Annotated in this window: 16 protein-coding genes; 6 read left to right on the forward strand and 10 right to left on the reverse strand. The window is 71.1% G+C overall.

Features of this window, described 5'->3' with window-relative positions; all coding sequences use genetic code 11:
* Genes narH through ABT127_RS05860 form a run of 4 tightly spaced genes read left to right on the forward strand, consistent with a single transcriptional unit; the run spans window position 1 to window position 3808 of the window.
* On the forward strand, window positions 1-1611 hold the full coding sequence (gene narH / locus ABT127_RS05845) for a nitrate reductase subunit beta (protein WP_351444970.1): 1611 nt from the start codon (window positions 1-3) through the stop codon (window positions 1609-1611).
* Window positions 1611-2201, forward strand: coding sequence for a nitrate reductase molybdenum cofactor assembly chaperone (gene narJ, locus ABT127_RS05850; RefSeq protein ID WP_351444971.1), 591 nt, complete (start codon window positions 1611-1613; stop codon window positions 2199-2201). The genes narH and narJ overlap by 1 nt, the downstream gene beginning before the upstream one ends.
* Entirely contained in the window at window positions 2198-2920 is a 723-nt protein-coding gene (gene narI / locus ABT127_RS05855; protein ID WP_351444973.1) for a respiratory nitrate reductase subunit gamma, read from the forward strand. Before narJ ends, narI begins: the two co-directional genes overlap by 4 nt.
* 27 nt (window positions 2921-2947) lie before the next feature.
* Complete coding sequence (locus tag ABT127_RS05860; RefSeq protein WP_351444975.1) at window positions 2948-3808, forward strand: Sco1979 family transcriptional regulator; 861 nt, start codon at window positions 2948-2950, stop codon at window positions 3806-3808.
* A 13-nt stretch (window positions 3809-3821) separates the two neighbouring features.
* Here the strand turns inward: ABT127_RS05860 and dnaK are convergent, their stop codons facing one another.
* The 8 genes from dnaK to ABT127_RS05900 all read right to left on the reverse strand — a co-directional run bounded on the left by dnaK (window position 3822) and on the right by ABT127_RS05900 (window position 14164).
* Window positions 3822-5681: a molecular chaperone DnaK gene (gene dnaK / locus ABT127_RS05865; RefSeq protein ID WP_351444977.1), complete on the reverse strand. Its 1860-nt coding sequence runs from the start codon at window positions 5679-5681 to the stop codon at window positions 3822-3824.
* A 91-nt stretch (window positions 5682-5772) separates the two neighbouring features.
* Window positions 5773-6954, reverse strand: a complete 1182-nt coding sequence (locus ABT127_RS05870) for a Gfo/Idh/MocA family protein (RefSeq protein ID WP_351444979.1) — start codon at window positions 6952-6954, stop codon at window positions 5773-5775.
* Window positions 6951-8603 carry a twin-arginine translocation signal domain-containing protein gene (locus ABT127_RS05875; RefSeq protein ID WP_351444981.1) on the reverse strand — a complete coding sequence of 551 codons (1653 nt, stop codon included), beginning with the start codon at window positions 8601-8603 and terminating at the stop codon, window positions 6951-6953. Before ABT127_RS05875 ends, ABT127_RS05870 begins: the two co-directional genes overlap by 4 nt.
* 63 nt (window positions 8604-8666) lie before the next feature.
* Window positions 8667-9593, reverse strand: a complete 927-nt coding sequence (locus ABT127_RS05880) for a carbohydrate ABC transporter permease (protein ID WP_351444983.1) — start codon at window positions 9591-9593, stop codon at window positions 8667-8669.
* Complete coding sequence (locus ABT127_RS05885) at window positions 9590-10558, reverse strand: ABC transporter permease (protein WP_351445415.1); 969 nt, start codon at window positions 10556-10558, stop codon at window positions 9590-9592. Before ABT127_RS05885 ends, ABT127_RS05880 begins: the two co-directional genes overlap by 4 nt.
* A gap of 274 nt (window positions 10559-10832) precedes the next feature.
* On the reverse strand, window positions 10833-11258 hold the full coding sequence (locus ABT127_RS05890) for an OsmC family protein (RefSeq protein ID WP_351444985.1): 426 nt from the start codon (window positions 11256-11258) through the stop codon (window positions 10833-10835).
* 326 nt (window positions 11259-11584) lie between these two features.
* A complete protein-coding gene (locus tag ABT127_RS05895) occupies window positions 11585-13678 on the reverse strand; it encodes a phage holin family protein (RefSeq protein ID WP_351444987.1) in 2094 nt (697 codons plus the stop codon).
* Window positions 13679-13744: 66 nt separating this feature from the next.
* A complete protein-coding gene (locus tag ABT127_RS05900) occupies window positions 13745-14164 on the reverse strand; it encodes a hypothetical protein (RefSeq protein WP_351444989.1) in 420 nt (139 codons plus the stop codon).
* Window positions 14165-14246: 82 nt separating this feature from the next.
* On the opposite strand from ABT127_RS05900, the gene ABT127_RS05905 reads away from it, so the two are divergent.
* Window positions 14247-15023 carry an MBL fold metallo-hydrolase gene (locus ABT127_RS05905; protein WP_351444991.1) on the forward strand — a complete coding sequence of 259 codons (777 nt, stop codon included), beginning with the start codon at window positions 14247-14249 and terminating at the stop codon, window positions 15021-15023.
* Window positions 15023-15652 (forward strand): DedA family protein, encoded by a 630-nt coding sequence (locus tag ABT127_RS05910; protein WP_351445417.1) that lies wholly within the window; start codon window positions 15023-15025, stop codon window positions 15650-15652. The genes ABT127_RS05905 and ABT127_RS05910 overlap by 1 nt, the downstream gene beginning before the upstream one ends.
* On the opposite strand, the gene ABT127_RS05915 is transcribed toward ABT127_RS05910, so the two are convergent.
* Together ABT127_RS05915 and ABT127_RS05920 are read right to left on the reverse strand one after the other, a co-directional pair.
* Entirely contained in the window at window positions 15632-16687 is a 1056-nt protein-coding gene (locus tag ABT127_RS05915) for an MBL fold metallo-hydrolase (protein ID WP_351444993.1), read from the reverse strand. The genes ABT127_RS05910 and ABT127_RS05915 overlap by 21 nt on opposite strands.
* Window positions 16684-17970 carry an aminotransferase class I/II-fold pyridoxal phosphate-dependent enzyme gene (locus ABT127_RS05920; RefSeq protein ID WP_351444995.1) on the reverse strand — a complete coding sequence of 429 codons (1287 nt, stop codon included), beginning with the start codon at window positions 17968-17970 and terminating at the stop codon, window positions 16684-16686. The genes ABT127_RS05915 and ABT127_RS05920 overlap by 4 nt, the downstream gene beginning before the upstream one ends.
* Window positions 17971-17976: the final 6 nt, after the last annotated feature.

A 17976-nucleotide genomic window follows, 5' to 3' on the forward strand; every position in this document is an offset into this window, starting at 1 on the left:
ATGCGCATCATGGCTCAGATCGCGATGGTCATGAACCTCGACAAGTGCATCGGCTGCCACACCTGCTCGGTCACCTGCAAGCAGGCGTGGACCAACCGCAACGGCATGGAGTACGTCTGGTTCAACAACGTCGAGACCCGCCCGGGGCAGGGCTATCCGCGCCGCTACGAGGACCAGGAGAGGTGGCGCGGCGGCTGGGAGCTGAACAAGAAGGGCGCCCTGCAGCTGAAGGGCGGCGGCCGCTTCAAGAAGCTGCTCGGCATCTTCTCCAACCCCAAGCTGCCGGAGATCAAGGACTACTACGAGCCCTGGACGTACGACTACAAGAACCTCACCGACGCCCCGCTCGGCGACGACTACCCGGTGGCGCAGCCCCGCTCCCAGATCACCGGCAAGCCGATGAAGATCGAGTGGTCCTCGAACTGGGACGACAACCTGGGCGGCGCGACGCAGTACGGCGACCTCGACCCGATGGTGGAGAAGACCCGCCAACAGGCCGCGGACAAGGTGAAGTTCGCCTTCGAGCAGACCTTCATGTTCTATCTGCCGCGGATCTGCGAGCACTGCCTGAACCCCTCGTGCGTGGCGTCCTGCCCGTCCGGCGCGATGTACAAGCGCGAGGAGGACGGCATCGTCCTGGTCGACCAGGACCACTGCCGCGGCTGGCGGATGTGCGTGACGGGATGCCCGTACAAGAAGGTCTACTTCAACCACCGCACCGGCAAGGCCGAGAAGTGCACGATGTGCTACCCGCGCCTGGAGGTCGGGCTGCCGACGGTCTGCTCGGAGACGTGCGTGGGCCGGCTGCGCTATCTCGGCGTCATCCTCTACGACGCCGACAAGGTGACCGAGGCGGCACAGACCAAGGACGAACACGCGCTGTACGAAGCACAGTTGGGCGTCTTCCTGGATCCGGAGGACCCGGAGGTGCGGCGCGCGGCCGAGCAGGCGGACATCCCCCACGACTGGATCGAGGCGGCCCGCCGCTCACCGGTGCACGCGCTCATCAGCAAGTACAAGGTGGCGCTCCCGCTGCACCCGGAGTACCGGACGATGCCGATGGTCTGGTACATCCCGCCGCTCTCCCCCGTCGTCGACGCGCTCACCGAGACCGGTCACGACGGGGAGGACGTGGCGAACCTGTTCGGCGCCATCGACACCCTGCGCATCCCCCTCGAATACCTGGCGGAGATCTTCACCGCCGGTGACGTGGCGCCCGTGCGCTCCTCCCTGGAGAAGCTGGCGGCGATGCGGTCCCACATGCGGGCCATCAACCTCGGCGACCGGCCCGACCCCGCGATCTCCGAACAGGTCGGCATGTCGGCGGCGGAGATCGAGGAGATGTACCGGCTCCTCGCCATCGCCAAGTACGAGGACCGCTACGTCATCCCGACCGCGGCCATCGGCGACGCGCAGCGTCTGGAGGAGTCCGCGCTGCCGGACTCCTGCTCGCTCGACTACGAGGACGGCCCCGGCATGGGGGGCGAGGGCCCCTTCGGCGGCGACTCCGGTTCCACGACCGGCGGCCGCAAGCTGCTGCCCGTCGTGTCCGTGGAGAGCTTCCACCTCACCAAGAACCGCCAGACCAGCGACGACCCGGAGGACACCTGATGACCGACCGGACCTCTCTGTTGTTCCAGGCGGCCGCGCTCTGTCTCACCTACCCGGACGAGGAGCTGTACGAGCGGCTGCCGCTGGTGCGCGCCGCCGCCCCGGAGCTCGCGCCGTTCGTCGACCACGCCGAGGCCACCGCGCTCCCGGAGCTGGCCGCGCACTACGTGCAGGTCTTCGACTTCAAGAACCGGCACAGCCTGTACCTCACCTGGTGGCGCGACGGCGACACGCGCAGGCGCGGGATGTCGCTGGTGGAGATGAAGGAGATCTACCGCGAGCACGGCCTGGAGTTCACCGGCGAGGAACTGCCGGACTATCTCCCCGCGGTCCTCGAGTTCTCCGCGCAGGCGGGCTCGTTCCTCCTGGAGGAGCACCGCAGCGGCATCGAGCTGCTCCGCCTCGCCCTCACCGAGCACGGCACCCCGTACGCGACCGTGCTCTCCGCGGTGTGCCGGGCGCTGCCGGGCGCCTCGCCCAAGGACCGGGCGGCGGCCCTCGCGCTCGCCCGCTCCGGCCCGCCCCGCGAGGAGGTCGGCCTCGAACCCTTCGCGACCCTGCCGCTGATGGTGAAGGAGCACGCCCCGTGACCACCCTGATCTGGGGCGTCCTGCCCTATGTCGCCGTCGTTCTGCTCGTCGTGGGCACGATCTGGCGCTACCGCTACGACAAGTTCGGCTGGACGACCCGCTCGTCCCAGGTCTACGAGTCGAAGCTGCTGAACATCGCCTCGCCCGTCTTCCACTACGGCATCCTGTTCGTCCTCGCGGGCCATCTCGTCGGGCTGTTCATCCCGATGTCGTGGACCGAGAAGGTGGGCGTCAGCGAGCACACGTACCACATGTTCTCGCTGATCGGCGGCACGTTCGCGGGCGTCCTGACGGTCTGCGGGATCTTCATGCTGCTGTTCCGGCGCCGCTTCAAGGCGCCGGTGTTCCGTGCCACCACGCGCAACGACAAGCTCATGTACCTCGTGCTGCTCGCCGCCATCGTGCTCGGCATGACCGCCAAGCTCACCCACGCCTCGGGCGACGGCTACAACTACCGCGAGTCGATCGGGCCGTGGTCCCGCAGCCTGTTCACCCTCAGTCCCGACATCGATCTGATGCACGGGGTTCCGGTGCTCTACCAGATTCACGCGGTAGTGGGCATGTCACTGATTGCGCTGGTACCGTTCACCCGGCTCGTGCACATGTTCAGCGCGCCGGTGCAGTACCTGTTCCGTCCGTACGTGGTCTACCGCAGCCGCGACCCGCGGCGCCTGGCCGCCAGGCCGGAGCGACGGGGGTGGGAGCGCACCGGCTCCTGATTCCTGATTCCTTGGGGGCGTGGAGAGGTGAGTGAACGTCGGCCCGCCCCCACCGTGGGCCAGGTCGTCCTCGGCAGACGCCTGCGCGACCTGCGGGAGACGGTGGGGCTCAAGCGGGACGAGGCGGCCCGCGCGCTGCGGGTCACCGCGGCGACGATCCGCCGGATGGAGACCGCCGAGGTCGCGCTGAAGATCCCGTACGTACAGATGCTGCTGGAGCTGTACGGGGTTCCCGAGCAGGAGATCGAGGCGTTCGTCGCGCTCGCCGAGGAGGCGAACCTGCCCGGCTGGTGGCAGCGCTACCACGACGTCCTGCCGGACTGGTTCAGCCTGTACGTCAGTCTCGAAGGAGCGGCGGAGATGATCCGCTCCTACGAGCCGCACTTCGTGCCGGGGCTGCTGCAGACCGAGGAGTACGCGCGGGCGGTCTTCGACGCCGGCACGGTGGGCCGCTCCACTCCGGCCGACATCGAGCGGCACGTGGCGCTGCGCATGGCCCGCCAGTCGCTGCTGACCCGGGAGGACGCCCCGCACCTGTGGGTCGTCATGGACGAGACGGCGCTGCGCCGGCCGCCCGGTGACGCGGCGCTGCTCCGCGGCCAGCTGGACCGCCTGATCGAGACGGCCCGGCTCCCCCATGTGACGCTCCAGATAGCCGAGTTCGCGACGGGCCCGCACCCGGCGACCTTCGGTCCGTTCACCCTGTTCCGGTTCCCGGTCCGCGAGCTGCCCGACATGGTCTTCAGCGAGTACGTGACCGGCGCCCTGTACCTGGACTCCCGGGAGGAGGTCGGCGCGCACCTGGAGGTCCTGGACCATCTGGCCGCGCAGGCGGCCGGCGCGGAGCGGACGCTGGAGCTGCTGCGGAAGATGCGGGCCGAGCTGTAGTTCCGGCGAGAGTTCAGGCCGCACCCCCTTCCTCGCCTTTCCCGTCGTCGACGATCTCGGCATCGACCACGTCGTCGGACGGCGCCCGGGACGCGTCCCCCTCCTCCGGAGAACCGCCGGAGGCACGCGCGTACATGGCCTGTCCGACCTTCTGACTGACGGTGGCCAGCTTCCGCACGCCGTCGCGGAGGGCCTGCGTGTCCGGCGGCTCGGCGGCCAAGGCTTCTTTCAGCTCCTCGACGGCGGCATCGACCTCTCCCCGTACCTCCGCAGGAACCCGGTCGGCGTTGTCCCGCAGGAACCGCTCCGTCGAATAGACGAGCTGCTCGGCCTCGTTGCGGGTCTCGGCCGCCTCGCGCCGCTTGCGGTCCTCGTCGGCGTGCGCCTCGGCCTCCCGCATCATGCGGTCGATCTCGTCCTTGGGCAGGGCCGATCCCCCGGTCACGGTCATCTTCTGCTCGCGGCCCGTCGCGAGGTCCTTCGCCGATACGTGCATGATCCCGTCGGCGTCGATGTCGAAGGTGACCTCGATCTGCGGGACACCGCGCGGCGCGGGCGGCAGCCCGGTCAGGTCGAAGACGCCGAGCTTCTTGTTGTAGGCGGCGATGTCGCGCTCGCCCTGGAAGACCTGGATGCCGACGGAGGGCTGGTTGTCGGCGGCGGTGGTGAAGGTCTCCGAACGGCGGGTGGGAATGGTCGTGTTGCGCTCGATGAGCCGGGTCATGACGCCGCCCTTGGTCTCGATGCCCAGGGACAGGGGTGTCACGTCGAGGAGCAGTACGTCCTTCACGTCGCCCCGGATGACACCGGCCTGGAGCGTGGCGCCGACGGCGACGACCTCGTCGGGGTTCACGCCCTTGTGCGGGTCCTTGCCGGTCAGTTCCCGCACCAGTTCGGTGACGGCGGGCATCCGGGTGGAGCCGCCGACGAGGATCACGTGATCGATGGCGGACAGCTCGATGCCCGCGTCCTTCACCGCCTGGTGGAAGGGCTTCTTGCACCGGTCGAGCAGATCGGCGGTGAGCTCCTGGAACCGGGCGCGGGTCAGCTTCTCCTCGAGGTGCAGCGGACCGTCCGCGGAGGCCGTGATGTAGGGCAGGTTCACCGTCGTCTCGCTGGACGAGGACAGTTCGATCTTCGCCTTCTCGGCGCCTTCGCGCAGCCGTTGCACGGCCATCTTGTCGCTGCCGAGGTCGATGCCGTACGCGTTCTTGAACTGCCGGACGAGGTGCTCGACGACGCGCTGGTCCCAGTCGTCGCCGCCCAGCCGGGTGTCGCCGTTGGTGGCCTTGACCTCGATGACGCCTTCGCCGATCTCCAGGAGCGAGACGTCGAAGGTGCCGCCGCCGAGGTCGAAGACGAGGACCGTCTGCTCGTCGCCCTTGTCGAGTCCGTAGGCGAGGGCGGCGGCGGTCGGCTCGTTGATGATGCGGAGCACCTTCAGACCGGCGATTCCCCCGGCTTCCTTGGTGGCCTGCCGCTGGGTGTCGTCGAAATAGGCGGGCACGGTGATGACGGCGTCGGTGACGTCCTCGCCGAGGTAGGCCTCGGCGTCGCGCTTGAGCTTCTGCAGGACGCGGGCGGACAGTTCCTGAGCGCTGTACCGGCGTCCGTCGACGGCGCCGGTCTCCGGGTAGTGCCAACCGCCGTCGCCCATGTGGCGTTTGACGGAGCGTGCGGTGCGCTCGACGTTGGTGACGGCCTGCCGCTTGGCGACCTCCCCCACCAGCACGTCCTTGTTCTTCGCGAAGGCGACCACGGAAGGGGTGGTCCGGGCGCCCTCCGCGTTGGCGACGACGGTGGGTTCACCGCCCTCCAGCACGGCCACCACCGAGTTCGTCGTGCCGAGATCGATACCGACCGCACGCCCCATGACGCGCCTCCTGTCCCCTGGCGTGGCCCGCTCATGTCGTCCTGCTGTTCAGCACAGAACGTGAGCGGGCCTACGTCAAGGGACCGGGCGGTCAGGCTCGGGAGACCTGCCCGTTCGCGAAGTAGGCACGCAGTCGGGCGTCGAGCGCAGGCACGTCGTACGGGGTGCCTGCGTCGCGGAGCGAGCGGGTGGCCAGCGCGCCCGCGGCAACGCTCATCCGGGCCGCCACCGGATCGGTGTCGGTGGCTCCGCCGTCGCGGGCGAAGCGGCAGAACTCGCCGATGATGCTCTCGTCGGCGCCGCCGTGCGAGCCGGAGGCGTCCGGGACGCGGTGGACGACGTCGGCGTCGGCACGGTAGCCGCTCGGGCCGGTGTTCCAGACGCGTACTTCGTCGCCGGGCCGGTCGCCGAAGTTCTCCAGGCGGCCCTCGGTGCCGATGACGGTGTAGTTGCGGAAGTAGTCCGGGCTGAAGTGGCACTGCTGGTAGGCGGCGATGACGCCGTTGTCCAGGCGCATGTTCATCACCGACACGTCCTCGACGTCCACCACGTGGTGCAGGTCCTTGCGTGCGGTGGGCGGCCAGTCGAACTCCCGGAGCCAGCCGTCGGGGCGCGGGGTGTCCGGCGCCCGGCGCGGCAGGTCGCCGTAGACCATCAGGTCGCCGAGGGCGTTGACGCGGGTGGTGTAGCCGCCGGCCAGCCAGTGCACGACGTCGATGTCGTGCGCGGCCTTCTGGAGCAGCAGCCCCGTGGTGCGGCGCCGGTCGGCGTGCCAGTCCTTGAAGTAGTAGTCGCCGCCGTAGCTGACGAAGTGCCGTACCCAGACGGTCTTCGGCTCACCGATGTCGCCGCGCGCGATGATGTCGCGCATGGTGCGCACGACACCCATGTGGCGCATGTTGTGGCCCACGTAGAGGCGGGTGCCGGTCTCGTACGCGGTGCGCAGGATCGTGTCGCAGCTCTCGACCGAGATGCCGAGCGGCTTCTCCACGTAGACGGGCTTGCCCGCGCGCAGCGCTTCGCAGGCGATGGCCTCGTGGGTGTCGTCGGGGGTGGCGACGATGACGGCGTCGACGTCGGGGCTGTCGAGGAGGCTGCGGTGGTCCTCCACCGCCACGGCCCCCTCGTACCACTCGGGGACCCTGGCCCGTACCGCCGGGTCGAGGTCGGCGGCGGCCGCCACCACCGAGCCCCGGCCGGGGCGGTGGGCGGCGGTCGCGAGGTTGCGGCGCAGGCCGAGGCCGATGACGCCGATACGGAGGTCGTCGCTCACTTGGTGCCCTTCGTGATGGCCTGCTCGTACTCGTGTCGCATGGCGTCGCCCGCGGTGCGCCGCCACTTGGGCAGGACTTCTTTCCGGAATGAGGAGAGGGACTTGCGGCCCGCGACGATGTCCTTGATGGCCGTGTTCACCTCGTCGCTGGCCGACGCACCCTTCTGCGCGAAGGTGTCGGAGAAGTAGCCGGTGGTCGGGTTGGCCCTGGCTATCTTCATCAGCTCGGTCTGCGCCTGGTGGATGGAGCGCGTGACGTCGGGCTTGTTCGGCAGGTAGAGGCTCTCCGGAGCGTTGCCGAAGAAGGTGATGGCCTGCCGGGTGGTGAGCACCTCGGCATTGCCCTTCTGCGTCAGCGACACGTCGCCGCTCGCGGACCGCTTGTGGTGGGTGCCCTCCAGCCCGTTGTCGAGGAAGAGCCGCTCCTCGGTGCCCATGGGCGCGCTGAGGTAGTCGAGCACCTTGAGCAGGGTGGGGATACGGGACTTGGGGACGTTGTTGTTGATGGCGGTGAAGCCGACGGAGCCGTAGCCGAAGCCCCACGTGGGCGTCATGCCCTGCTCGGCGGCGAAGGGCACGACGACCTTCTCCGGCCAGTCGTACATGGCGCTGTCGTTGAGGAAGCCGGGGAAGGACTGCACGTGCAGGCCGAGGAAGCCGCCCTCCATCTTCTCCAGGGTGGTGGTGAGGTTGGGGTCCGGCCAGAAGAGCTGTGCGCGCCGGCACTTGAGGGCGAACTCGATGCCGGCCATGAACTCGTCCGTCTCGAACGAGTGGGTCAGCCGGCCGCCGTCGAGGCGCCAGCCGTTGGGGGCGCCGTGCCAGTAGGCGAACTGCTGGGCGTGGTTCACGTACGCGGGCTCCAGCACGTACTTCTTGCGCCTGGTGTCCAAGAGGTCCTTCGCCTTGTCGAGGAAGTCCTGCGCGCTGTCGAACCGCGGGCCGCCGACCGGCTTCCAGAAGTCCTCGTTGGCGACGTAGACCTGGCCCATGCGGCCGTACGGGACCGCATAGCCCCAGATCCGGCCGTTGATGACGGCCGTTTTCCAGGCGTACTCGGGGATGTTGGCGAGGTTCGGGTACTTCTTGACGGCGTCGCCCGACAGGTACGGCGTCAGGTCGTGGAACTTCGCGCGGAGCAGGTCGGGGACGTTCTTCAGACCCTGGTTCGGCGGGAACCACATCAGGTCCGGCAGATCGCCGCCCGCGACGGTGGCGTTGAACTTCTCGCGGTAGACGCTGTCCGCGCCGAGGCCGTTGACGATGGTCAGGCGCAGCTCGGAGCCGAGGCGCTTGTTCAGCTCCTGCCAGTACGCGTTGCGGTTCATGGCCGGCGCCGGGGTCGTGAAGGTCTCCGTCAGGCAGGTGATCGCCTTGCCGTCGCCCGGCGCCTCGGTCACGCTCTTGACCAGGTCCTTCGGGTAACGCAGATAGGCCGGGTCCAGTCCTTGGGCGTTGCCCGCGAGGTCGGGGGCGGGCACCTTCGCCGGTACGTACGTGGGCAGCTTCAGCGTGGCGGACGCCTCCGCCCCGCCCGACTGCACGCCGCCGTCGCCGCACGCGGTGAGCAGGCCGCCGCCCGCGACGGTCAGTCCGGCGGCACCGGCGGCGCCGAGAAACCCTCTGCGATCGAGATTGCGGGAAGGCATGGTTCTCCTAGGGTGCGGTGAACGAGGGGAAGAGGAGCGCGAGGTGACGAGACGTCAGGCGGGTCAGGCCTTGACCGCTCCGGTGAGCACGCCCTTGACGAAGTACTTCTGCAGGAAGGGGTAGACCGCGACGATCGGCAGCACGGCGAGGATGAGCACCGCCATGGACAGCGCCGTGGTGGCCGGCAGGACGCTCACGCCGAGCGCCTTGGCGTTGAAGGTGTCGCCCTGGATGACGTACGAGCGCAGGATGACCTGCAGAGGCAGCTTGTTGGAGTCGTTGATGTAGAGCATCGCGTTGAAGAAGCTGTTCCAGTACGTGACGGCGTAGAACATGCCGACCACCGCGATGACCGCCTTGGACAGCGGCAGCACGATCCGGCACATGATCGTGAGTTCTCCCGCGCCGTCGAGCCGGGCCGCTTCGTGCAGTTCGTCGGGGATGCCCTGGAAGAAGGCCCGTACGACGATGACGTTGAAGGCGTTGAGCATGATCGGCAGGATCATGGCGCCGTAGGAGTCGATGAGGCCGAGCTCCTGGACCACCAGGTAGCTGGGGATGACGCCGGGCGTGAAGAGGAACGTGCCGACGACCACGAGCAGCAGTGGCTTGCCGCCGAACGTCTTCGGCCGGGACAGGCCGTACGCCAGACAGACCGTGCACAGCAGGCTCAGGGCGGTGCCGATGACGGTGACGCCGACGCTGACGAGTGCGGCCCGGGTGACGACACCGCCGGCCAGGACCACCCGGTACGCCTCCAGGGTCGGGTGCTGCGGGAAGAGCACGTAGCCGCCGTTCGCGGCGAGTTCGGCCTTGCTGGAGAGGCTGGTGCCGATCGCGAGCAGGAACGGGTAGCCGACGGCCACGATCATCGCGAGGATGACGATGAGCTTCAGGGCCTGTCCGGCGGGGCTCGGCCGTTCCATCCAGGCCGGCCGGTCCGGGCGGCGCCCGCCGCGCAGGAAGCGCGGGGCGAAGGTGGTGCTCACTGGTAGACCCCCTGCTCGCCGAGTCGGTGGGCGACCTTGTTGGCGACCACGATCAGGACGAATCCGATGACGCCCTTCATCAGGCCCGCGGCCGTCGACATGCCCCAGTCGCCGTCCACGACACCGTGGAAGTAGACGTAGGTGTCGAGCACTTCGGAGGCGTCCGCCCCGACCATGTCCCGCTGGAGCAGGACCTGTTCGAAGCCGACGGAGAGGATGTCGCCGAGGCGCAGGATGAGCAGCATGACCATCACGGGACGGATGCCCGGCAGGGTCACGTGCCACATGCGGCGCAGCCATCCGGCGCCGTCCATGGCCGCCGATTCGTAGAGCCCGGGGTCGATGGAGGCCATCGCGGCCAGGAAGATGATGGCTCCCCAGCCCGCGTCCTTCCAGATGGACTCCGAGGTCAGGAGCAGCATGAACGTGTCGGGGTTGTTCATGATGTTGCCGACGTGCACCCCGTGGTCGTTCAGCACGCTGCTGATGGTGCCGACGCCCCCGAACATCTGCTGGAAGAAGCTGACCACGACGACCCACGACAGGAAGTGCGGCAGGTAGACGATGGTCTGCATCAGGCGCCGGGTCCTGGTGCTGATCAGCGAGTTGAGGAACAGCGCGAGCAGGATCGGCGCGGGGAAGTAGAGCAGGAGCTGGACGGTGCTGATCTGGAGGGTGTTCCACACCGCCGTCCAGAACTCGGGCTCCTGGACCAGGGCCTGGAAGTTGTCCATGCCGACCCAGAGGCTGTGCATGAAGCCCAGGTACGGCTGGTAGTCCTGGAAGGCCGTGATGTTGCCGGCCAGCGGCAGGTAGAAGAAGACGGCGAAGTACACGATGCCGGGCACGCACAGGAGCAGCAGCGTCCTGTCGCGCCGCAGCCGCTGTCGGACCGTGGGCTTGCGCGCGCCCGACCCGGTATCGGAGTCCTGCAGTGCGTCTGGTGGGTCGGCCGGCCGGGACATGGCCTGGCCGGGCGATGTGGTCGCGGGCGACGTCACATACACCTCCGGCATCGAGGGTGGCGGGGTGGGGCCGCGGGGCGTCGACACCGGCCCACGAGGCTGGCTGAATCTTGCACCACCCGAGCCGACTGTGACAATAGGTGCTTGAAATAGCCTCCAATCTTGCAGTTTCAATCACGGGACTTTTTCCGGCGCGGCTCCGGCACGCCGACGCCCCGGACCCGAGGGATGGGTCCGGGGCGCGGTCGAGCCCGGCTGATGGTGCGTCAGGCGGTCAGTTCAGCTTGGCCGTGAGGGTGATCGTCGTGCCGGTGAGCGCCTGGCTCACCGGGCAGTTCTTCTTGGCGTCCTCGGCCGCCGCCTGGAAGTCCTGCTCGTCCAGGCCGGGGACGGTGCCCTCCACGACGAGGTGGATGCCGGTGATGCCCTCGCCCGGCTGGAACGTCACGTCGGCCGACGTGACCAGGCGGGTGGGCGGGGTGCCGGCGCCGGACAGGCCGTGCGAGAGCGCCATCGAGAAGCAGGACGAGTGCGCGGCCGCGATCAGCTCTTCGGGGCTCGTCTTGCCGTTCGCCTGCTCGGCGCGGGACGGCCACGACACCGGCTGGTCGCCGATGCCGGACGAGTCGAAGGTGACGGTGCCGGTGCCCTTGAGCAGGTCGCCTTCCCACACGGTGTGCGCGGAGCGCGTGGTAGCCACGTTGGTTCCTTTCGGTGTCCGATCTGGTGTGCCCTCATCCGACCACAGATCCTGCGCTGAGGCTGGTTGCGCGGGTTTGTCGGTCGGCTGCGGTCGGTGGGGCCGGCCGCGCGGATTGTCGGTCGGCTGCGGGCCGGTGGGGCTTCTCGCGCAGTTCCCCGCGCCCCTGAGGCAGGCGCTTCGCGCCGCCTCCCCTTGAGGCTGCGCTGAGCGCGCCTCTCTCGCCGGTGGGCCTCGACACCGCTGATGAGACGGCGCACGAAGTGCGCGTCTCAGGGGCGCGGGGAACTGCGCGACCAGCCACGACGCGAGCCGCGCGTGGCGGACTAGCCAGGGCTGTCCAGGGGGGTGGGAGCCGCGCGGTCAGCCACCAGCGGGGATGACAGCGGGACCTGCGGGCCGTGGCTCTCGCGCAGCCAGCGGCGCAGCACGCGGTGGATCTGCTCGGCGCCGACGAGTTCGGCACCGTCCTCGACCGGCTCGGACAGGGTGAGCGGCGACAGCAGGAAGGGCCGGCCCTGCGCGCCGCCGAGACCGCCGTGCGAGCCGATCTGTTCCTCGAAGGCGAGCACCTCGCCCTCGAGCGGGTCGTACATGGAGTTGACCATGATGTCGGCGGTGTGCGGGAAGGAGTGGGTGCGGCGCACGGCGTCGGCGGCGCCGGGCCCGAAGTCGGCGAGCGGCCCCTGCCCGTCGGTCAGCTCGGCGACCGCCACCTCGGCACCCTGCGCGCCGAGCACGAGACCGTCGTGCTCCTCGCTGCGGACGAGGAGGAATCCGATGCCGGGATGGTTGGCGAGGGTCGCGAGCAGCGCCGGATGGCGGGCGTCGATCTCCTCCTTGCTCATCCGGTGGGGGACGTCGGGGAAGGAGACGAGACCCAGGTTCCCGGAGGCGAGCACGACGGGCTCGCTGTGCTTGTCGCCGCGCCCGGCACCGGCGCCCTCCTCGACCGGCCGGTGCAGCGCGGCCCGCACCGCCGACCGGGCCTCGGCGCCGGAGCGGGTGCGTCGTGCCCTGCGCGGCACGGGCAGCCCGCAGCCGGCGCGGACCAGGTCCTGGAGGGTGAGTCCGTAGCGGGAGCGGAAGGTCTCGCCGGGGCTCTGACCGTGGTCGGACAGCAGGACGATGCGGTACGGGCGCGGCGCGTGCTCGGCGACCTTGGCGAGCAGCGCGAGGGACCGGTCGAGGCGCGTCAGCACCTGCTGGGCGTCGCGGCTGAAGGGACCGGAGTGATGGGCCACTTCGTCGTAGGCGACCAGGTCGGCGTAGACCGCGCTGCGCCCGGCGAGCATGTCGCCGATGACCGCCGCGACGACGACGTCCCGCTCGACGACGGTCGCGAACGCCCGGATGAACGGATACAGCCCGCCCCGGGAGACGCGCGGGCGGCGCTCGCGGATCAGGGCGTGCGTGGACTGGCCGATCTCGCGGCCGACCTCGGCGCAGAAGGACAGGGCGGTGCGGACGGCGTTCGCGGGGTCGGAGAAGTAGGCGAAGTATCCGGCGCGGGAACGGTTCTCCTTGCCGCGCCGGGCGGCCACGGACAGCACCAGGGCGACCTGTTCGGCGCCGCCGCTGAAGAGGTTGCCGCGGCTCGCTCCGTCGACGGTGAGCAGGCCGCCGTCGCCGGTGCGCTCGATGGCGCGGCGCTGCAGTTCGGCGGCGCTGGTCGGCCGGTTGGAGACCTGGATCTCGCCGGTGTCCTTCTCGTACCAGCGGAAGGCGGGCACGTCCTCGTTCGAGCCGTGCAGGATGCCGAGCTGGCTGGCGCCGGTCTGGCTGGACCAGTCCGTGCGCCAGGGGGTGAGGCGGTGCCCGCCGTCGCGCAGCCAGCCGCCCACCGTCGGCATCACGTCGTCGCGGGCCATGCGGCGCAGCACCTCGTGGCCGACGCCGTCGAGCTGGAGGAAGAGGGTGCCGGGGGTGGGCGGGCAGGCTCCGGCACCGTCGGCCCTGCGCCGTCTGCGGGCGGCGAGCCGGTAGAGGCGGCGGCGGTAGGCGTCGTCGTCCCGTACGGCGAGGGCACCGCCGGTGGCGGAGGCGACGGCCGACATGACGGCGGCCACGACGACGGCGGTCTCCGGGCCGACCTCTCCCCGGTTCTCCGGGACGAGCTTGAGGGCGAAGAGGAGCAGCGCGCCGTTGAGGAAGAAGACGACGAGGCCGAGCACGAGGGCCGGGACCAGCAGCAGGGCCCGGACCAGGAGGGGCCAGACGAGCGCCGAGAGCACGGCGAACGCACCGGCGGCCCAGGCCGCGGTGAGCGCGACCCGGGTGAGGCTGTCGCCGTTGTCCGACTGGAGCTGGAAGTCCGGCAGGAGCCCCGCGAGGATCATCATCGTGAGAGTGCTCGCCACCCAGACGGTCAGCGACCGCCAGCCCTGGCTCGCCGCTCGCCGCCACCGGCCTCCGGCCACGGTCCCGCTCCCCTCACCCTGTGCGTGCACATCTTGTTCCGAGTAAGGGTTTCATACCATTTGCGACTAGCAGCCGTCGTATCCGGCCGTGGGCATCGACAGGCGGCGGTGCACCCGTGCCTTCATGTCGGCGTCGTAGTGCGGCTCCGCGAGCCCCGCCCGCTCCAGGGGTACCCCACGCCGCACGCACTCCGCGGAGAAGGCGTCCACCGAGCGCAGCGCCACCCGCAGCACCCGGTCGCTGGGCGCGACGAACGCGTCGACCAGGCCCGCGTCGACGTCCGCCCAGAGTGCCTCGTGGTCGGCGCGCAGCGCGTGCACCAGGAGCTGCCGCGTGACGACATAGCCCCGGTCGGCGGCCCAGCGGGAGCACATCGCGTACTGGCTGCGCGAGTCCACCAGGAAGGGGTCCGCGTCCAGCTGCTCCAGCGGGGTCAGGCCGGCGATGGCCATGACCCGTACCGCTGCCCCCTGCTCCGTGCCCATGGTGTCCCCCTCACCTCGTGCTTTCGCCGACGACCCTACTCCTGCACGTAGGCTCGGGGCAGTCGCACGAAGGAGGCAAGGGGTGCCGGTGGAGATCACCTGGTGGGGTCATGCCACCTGCACGGTCGAGGACAGGGGCACGCGCGTCCTCACGGATCCGCTCTTCGCGCGCCGCCTCGCGCATCTGCGGCGGCGCCGCGGCGCTCCCCCGCCGCCCAGCGCGGCCCTCGCCGACCTGGTCCTCGTCTCCCATCTGCACGCCGACCACCTGCACGTTCCGTCGCTGGCCCGGCTCGCGCCGGGGACCCGCGTCGTGGTGCCGCGGGACGCGGTCCGCTCCGTGCCGGGGCTGCGGCGGCTGCGCACGCTGAAGATCATCGAGGTGGACGCGGGCGACCGGATCGAGGCGGGGAACGTCGTCGTACGCGCCGTGCCCGCCGACCACGACGGACGGCGGCTGCCCGTCGGCCCGCAGCGCTCCCCCGCGCTCGGCTACCTCGTGGAGGGCGACGCGCGGACGTACTTCGCGGGCGACACCGGGCTCTTCGAGAACATGGGCGACGCCGTGGGCGAGGTGGACGTGGCGCTGCTGCCGGTCGGCGGCTGGGGCCCGTATCTGGGCGCGCACCACCTCGATCCGGCGCGGGCCGCCGAGGCGCTGGCCCGGATCGCGCCGCGCGCCGCGGTGCCGGTGCACTACGGGACGTACTGGCCGATCGGGATGGACGCGGTGCGGCCGCACGAGTTCCACACGCCCGGTGACGAGTTCGTCCGCCAGGCCGCACTGCGCGCGCCCGGCGTGGCGGTGCACCGGCTCGGCCACGGCGAGAGCGTCCGGCCGGAGGTGGCGGACCGGTGATCCTCGCGGCGACGGCGGTCGTGACGCCGGAGTCCACGCAGCAGGCCGTGGGCTATCCCACCCTCTTCCTGCTCGTCGCCATCGGCGCGCTGGTGCCGGTGGTGCCCACGGGCGCACTGGTGAGTTCCGCGGCGGTGGTGGCCTTCCACCAGACGCTGCCCTTCGCACTGCTGCTGGTGTTCGGGGTGGCGGCGCTCGCCGCGTTCCTCGGGGACCTCGCCCTGTACTGGCTCGGGCGGCGCGGCATGCACTCGAAGAACGGGTCGAAGTGGCTGGAGGCCATCCGCTCGCGGGCGCCGGAGGAGCGGCTCGCCCAGGCGCAGGACAAGCTGGCCGACCACGGGGTGATGGTGCTCGTGCTGTCCCGGCTGGTGCCGGCCGGCCGGATCCCGGTGATGCTGGCGTGTCTGCTGGCGAAGATGCCGCTGCGGCAGTTCGCGCGCGGCGACATCCCGGCGTGCCTGGCCTGGGCGGCGACGTACCAGGTGATCGGGATCCTCGGCGGTTCGCTGTTCGACGAGCCGTGGGAGGGCGTGGTCGCGGCGATCGGGCTGACCGTGCTGGTCAGCGCGGTCCCGACGGTGTGGCGGAAGGTGCGTGGGCCGTCGTCAGGCAGCCAGCACGCGTGAGCCGCCGACGGGGAGGTCCCACAGGTCGGTGCACGGCAGGCCCGCCTTCTCCCAGGCGGCGCGCAGCCGGGTGAGCGGCTCCAGGACGGGCTCGGCGGACAGCAGGAACGTCGCCCAGTGCATGGGCGCCATGAAGCGGGCGCCCACGTCCCGCGCCGCCTGCACCGCGTCCTCCGGCGAGCAGTGCACGTCCTCGAGCCACCAGCGCGGGTCGTACGCGCCGATGGGCATCAGGGCGAGGTCGATGCCCGGATAGCGCAGGCCGATCTCGCGGAACCAGTGGCCGTAGCCGGTGTCGCCCGCGAAGTAGAGGCGCTGCCCGTCGCGGTCGGTGAGGACCCAGCCGCCCCACAGGCTGCGGCAGGTGTCGGTGAGGGTGCGCTTGGACCAGTGGTGGGCCGGTACGAAGTCGAAGCGGACGCCCCGCAGTTCCGCGGCCTCCCACCAGTCGAGCTCGGTCACGCGGGTGAAGCGGCGGCGGGTGAACCAGCGGCCGAGCCCCGCGGGGACGAGGACGGGCGTGTCGCGCGGGAGTCTGCGCAGGGTGGGCCAGTCCAGGTGGTCGTAGTGGTTGTGGCTGATGACGACCGCGTCGACGGGCGGCAGGGCGCTCCAGGCGACGCCGACCGGGGTGATCCTGGCCGGGGTGCCGAGGATCTTGCGGGACCAGACCGGGTCGGTGAGCACGGTCAGGCCGCCGATGCGCACCACCCAGCTGGCGTGGCCGGCCCAGGTGACGGCGACGGTGCGGGTGTCGACGTCCGGCAGCGGACCGGGGGCGAACGGCAGGCTCGGGATGTCGGCGAGGCTCTCGGCGGGCGGCCGCACCTTGCCCTCGCGGGCGAACCGGGCGAAGGCCCGCAGGCCGGGCAGCGGTGCGGTGAGGCGGTCGGCGAACGACTTGGGCCAGCGGCGCGGCACGTCCGCGATCTCTCCGCCGCCGAGCGGCCGCGGCTCGACGAGGGGTCTGGCGGGCGCGGTCTCGGCCCGCCGCCCCGCGCTCTCGTCGGCCGTCGCTCCGGTCGCCTGCGTCATCGCTCGGACTCCCATCCTTCGCCGGCCGCACCCGTGCCCTCCGGGCCCGCGCGGTCACCGAAGTCGCACAACTCGTCGAGCACCGACTCGACCATGCTCAACGCCCTTGCCACGTGCGGCAATTCCAGGGGGTCCGGTGAGGTGAGGGACGCCCTGCGCTCGTCGGGGGTCGAGCCGAGCAGCGGTCCCGTGCCGAGGCGGCAGCGCAGCGCCCCCAGGTCGTCGCCGAAGCGGTGGCCGCCGGGCACGGGCAGGCCGAGCCGGAAGGTGAGGTCGTCCTCCAGGTCCTGGGCGTCCGTGACCCCGTGGGCGGACAGGCGGGGGCGCAGCGGCTCCAGGTCGACGTACAGGTGGCGGCCCGCCCGTGGCGGCCGGGACAGGCCGCCGGCGGCGAGCACGATGTCGTGCAGGGCCGTGGCCACCCGGCCGTGCAGGGCGACGGCGGCGGCCCGGCGGGCGGTGACCTCGACGCCCTCGTCCAGGACGTACGTGGCCGCTGCCGCGACCGGCGCCGACAGGCTCGCGCCGGTCGCCGTGAGGATGTCGAGGACGCGGGCGGCGAGCCGGTCGCCCTCGGGGGTGGGCGGGAACCGGGCACAGGCCGCGGGCAGGGACGGCGGCAGATAGCCGCCGGTGAGATCGGTGAGGACGGTGACCTGGGCGGGGAACATCTCGGCGGGGCTGAACAGCAGGGTGTCCTGGCCCGGGTGCAGGGTGTCGCGCCAGGTCTCGTCGCTGACGACGTGCAGTCCCTCCCCGACCGCGGCCTCCACGGCCTCGTGCAGCACTTCGGGCGGTGGCACGGTCGCCGTCGGGTCGTCGGCCGGCGCGACCACGAGCAGCCGGGGGTCACCGCCCTCGGCTCTGACCCGGCGGACGGTCTCCAGCAGGGCGTACGGGTCGGGGACGCCGCCGCACTCGGCGGGCGTCGGCACGGAGAACACCTCGCGGTCCAGGAGCCGGGTCTGCGGGGTCCACCAGGCGGGGCACGGGCGCGGCACCAGGACGTCGCCGCCGAGCGCGGCGGTGAGCGCGAGCAGCAGCGGGGCGCCGCCCGGGGCCGCGACGACCTGGGCGCGGCCCGGGCGCAGGCCCCGGCGTTCGCCGTGGCCGCGGGCCGCTTCCAGCAGGGCGGGTGGGCCGCCGGGCGGTTCGGGGTGGGCGCGGGCCGCGGAGGCGGCGACCACCGCGGCGAGTTCGGGGAGCACCGGCAGTCCGGGGTCGGGCAGCGGCGGCCCGTAGCGCACGGGGCCGCGTCCTTCGCCGGGGTGCGCTGGCCGCATCGTGCC

Origin of the sequence: Streptomyces sp. NPDC001904 (assembly GCF_040297005.1) — a bacterium.
GTDB lineage: Bacteria > Actinomycetota > Actinomycetes > Streptomycetales > Streptomycetaceae > Streptomyces.

Bases quoted from the DNA above. Each gene is read 5' to 3' on its own strand.
- narH (WP_351444970.1), top strand. From the start codon at position 1: ATGCGCATCATGGCTCAGATCGCGATGGTCATGAACCTCGACAAGTGC.
- narJ (WP_351444971.1), top strand. From the start codon at position 1,611: ATGACCGACCGGACCTCTCTGTTGTTCCAGGCGGCCGCGCTCTGTCTC.
- dnaK (WP_351444977.1), bottom strand. From the start codon at position 5,681: ATGGGGCGTGCGGTCGGTATCGATCTCGGCACGACGAACTCGGTGGTG.
- ABT127_RS05875 (WP_351444981.1), bottom strand. From the start codon at position 8,603: ATGCCTTCCCGCAATCTCGATCGCAGAGGGTTTCTCGGCGCCGCCGGT.
- ABT127_RS05885 (WP_351445415.1), bottom strand. From the start codon at position 10,558: ATGTCCCGGCCGGCCGACCCACCAGACGCACTGCAGGACTCCGATACC.
- ABT127_RS05900 (WP_351444989.1), bottom strand. From the start codon at position 14,164: ATGGGCACGGAGCAGGGGGCAGCGGTACGGGTCATGGCCATCGCCGGC.
- ABT127_RS05915 (WP_351444993.1), bottom strand. From the start codon at position 16,687: ATGACGCAGGCGACCGGAGCGACGGCCGACGAGAGCGCGGGGCGGCGG.
- ABT127_RS05920 (WP_351444995.1), bottom strand. From the start codon at position 17,970: ATGCGGCCAGCGCACCCCGGCGAAGGACGCGGCCCCGTGCGCTACGGG.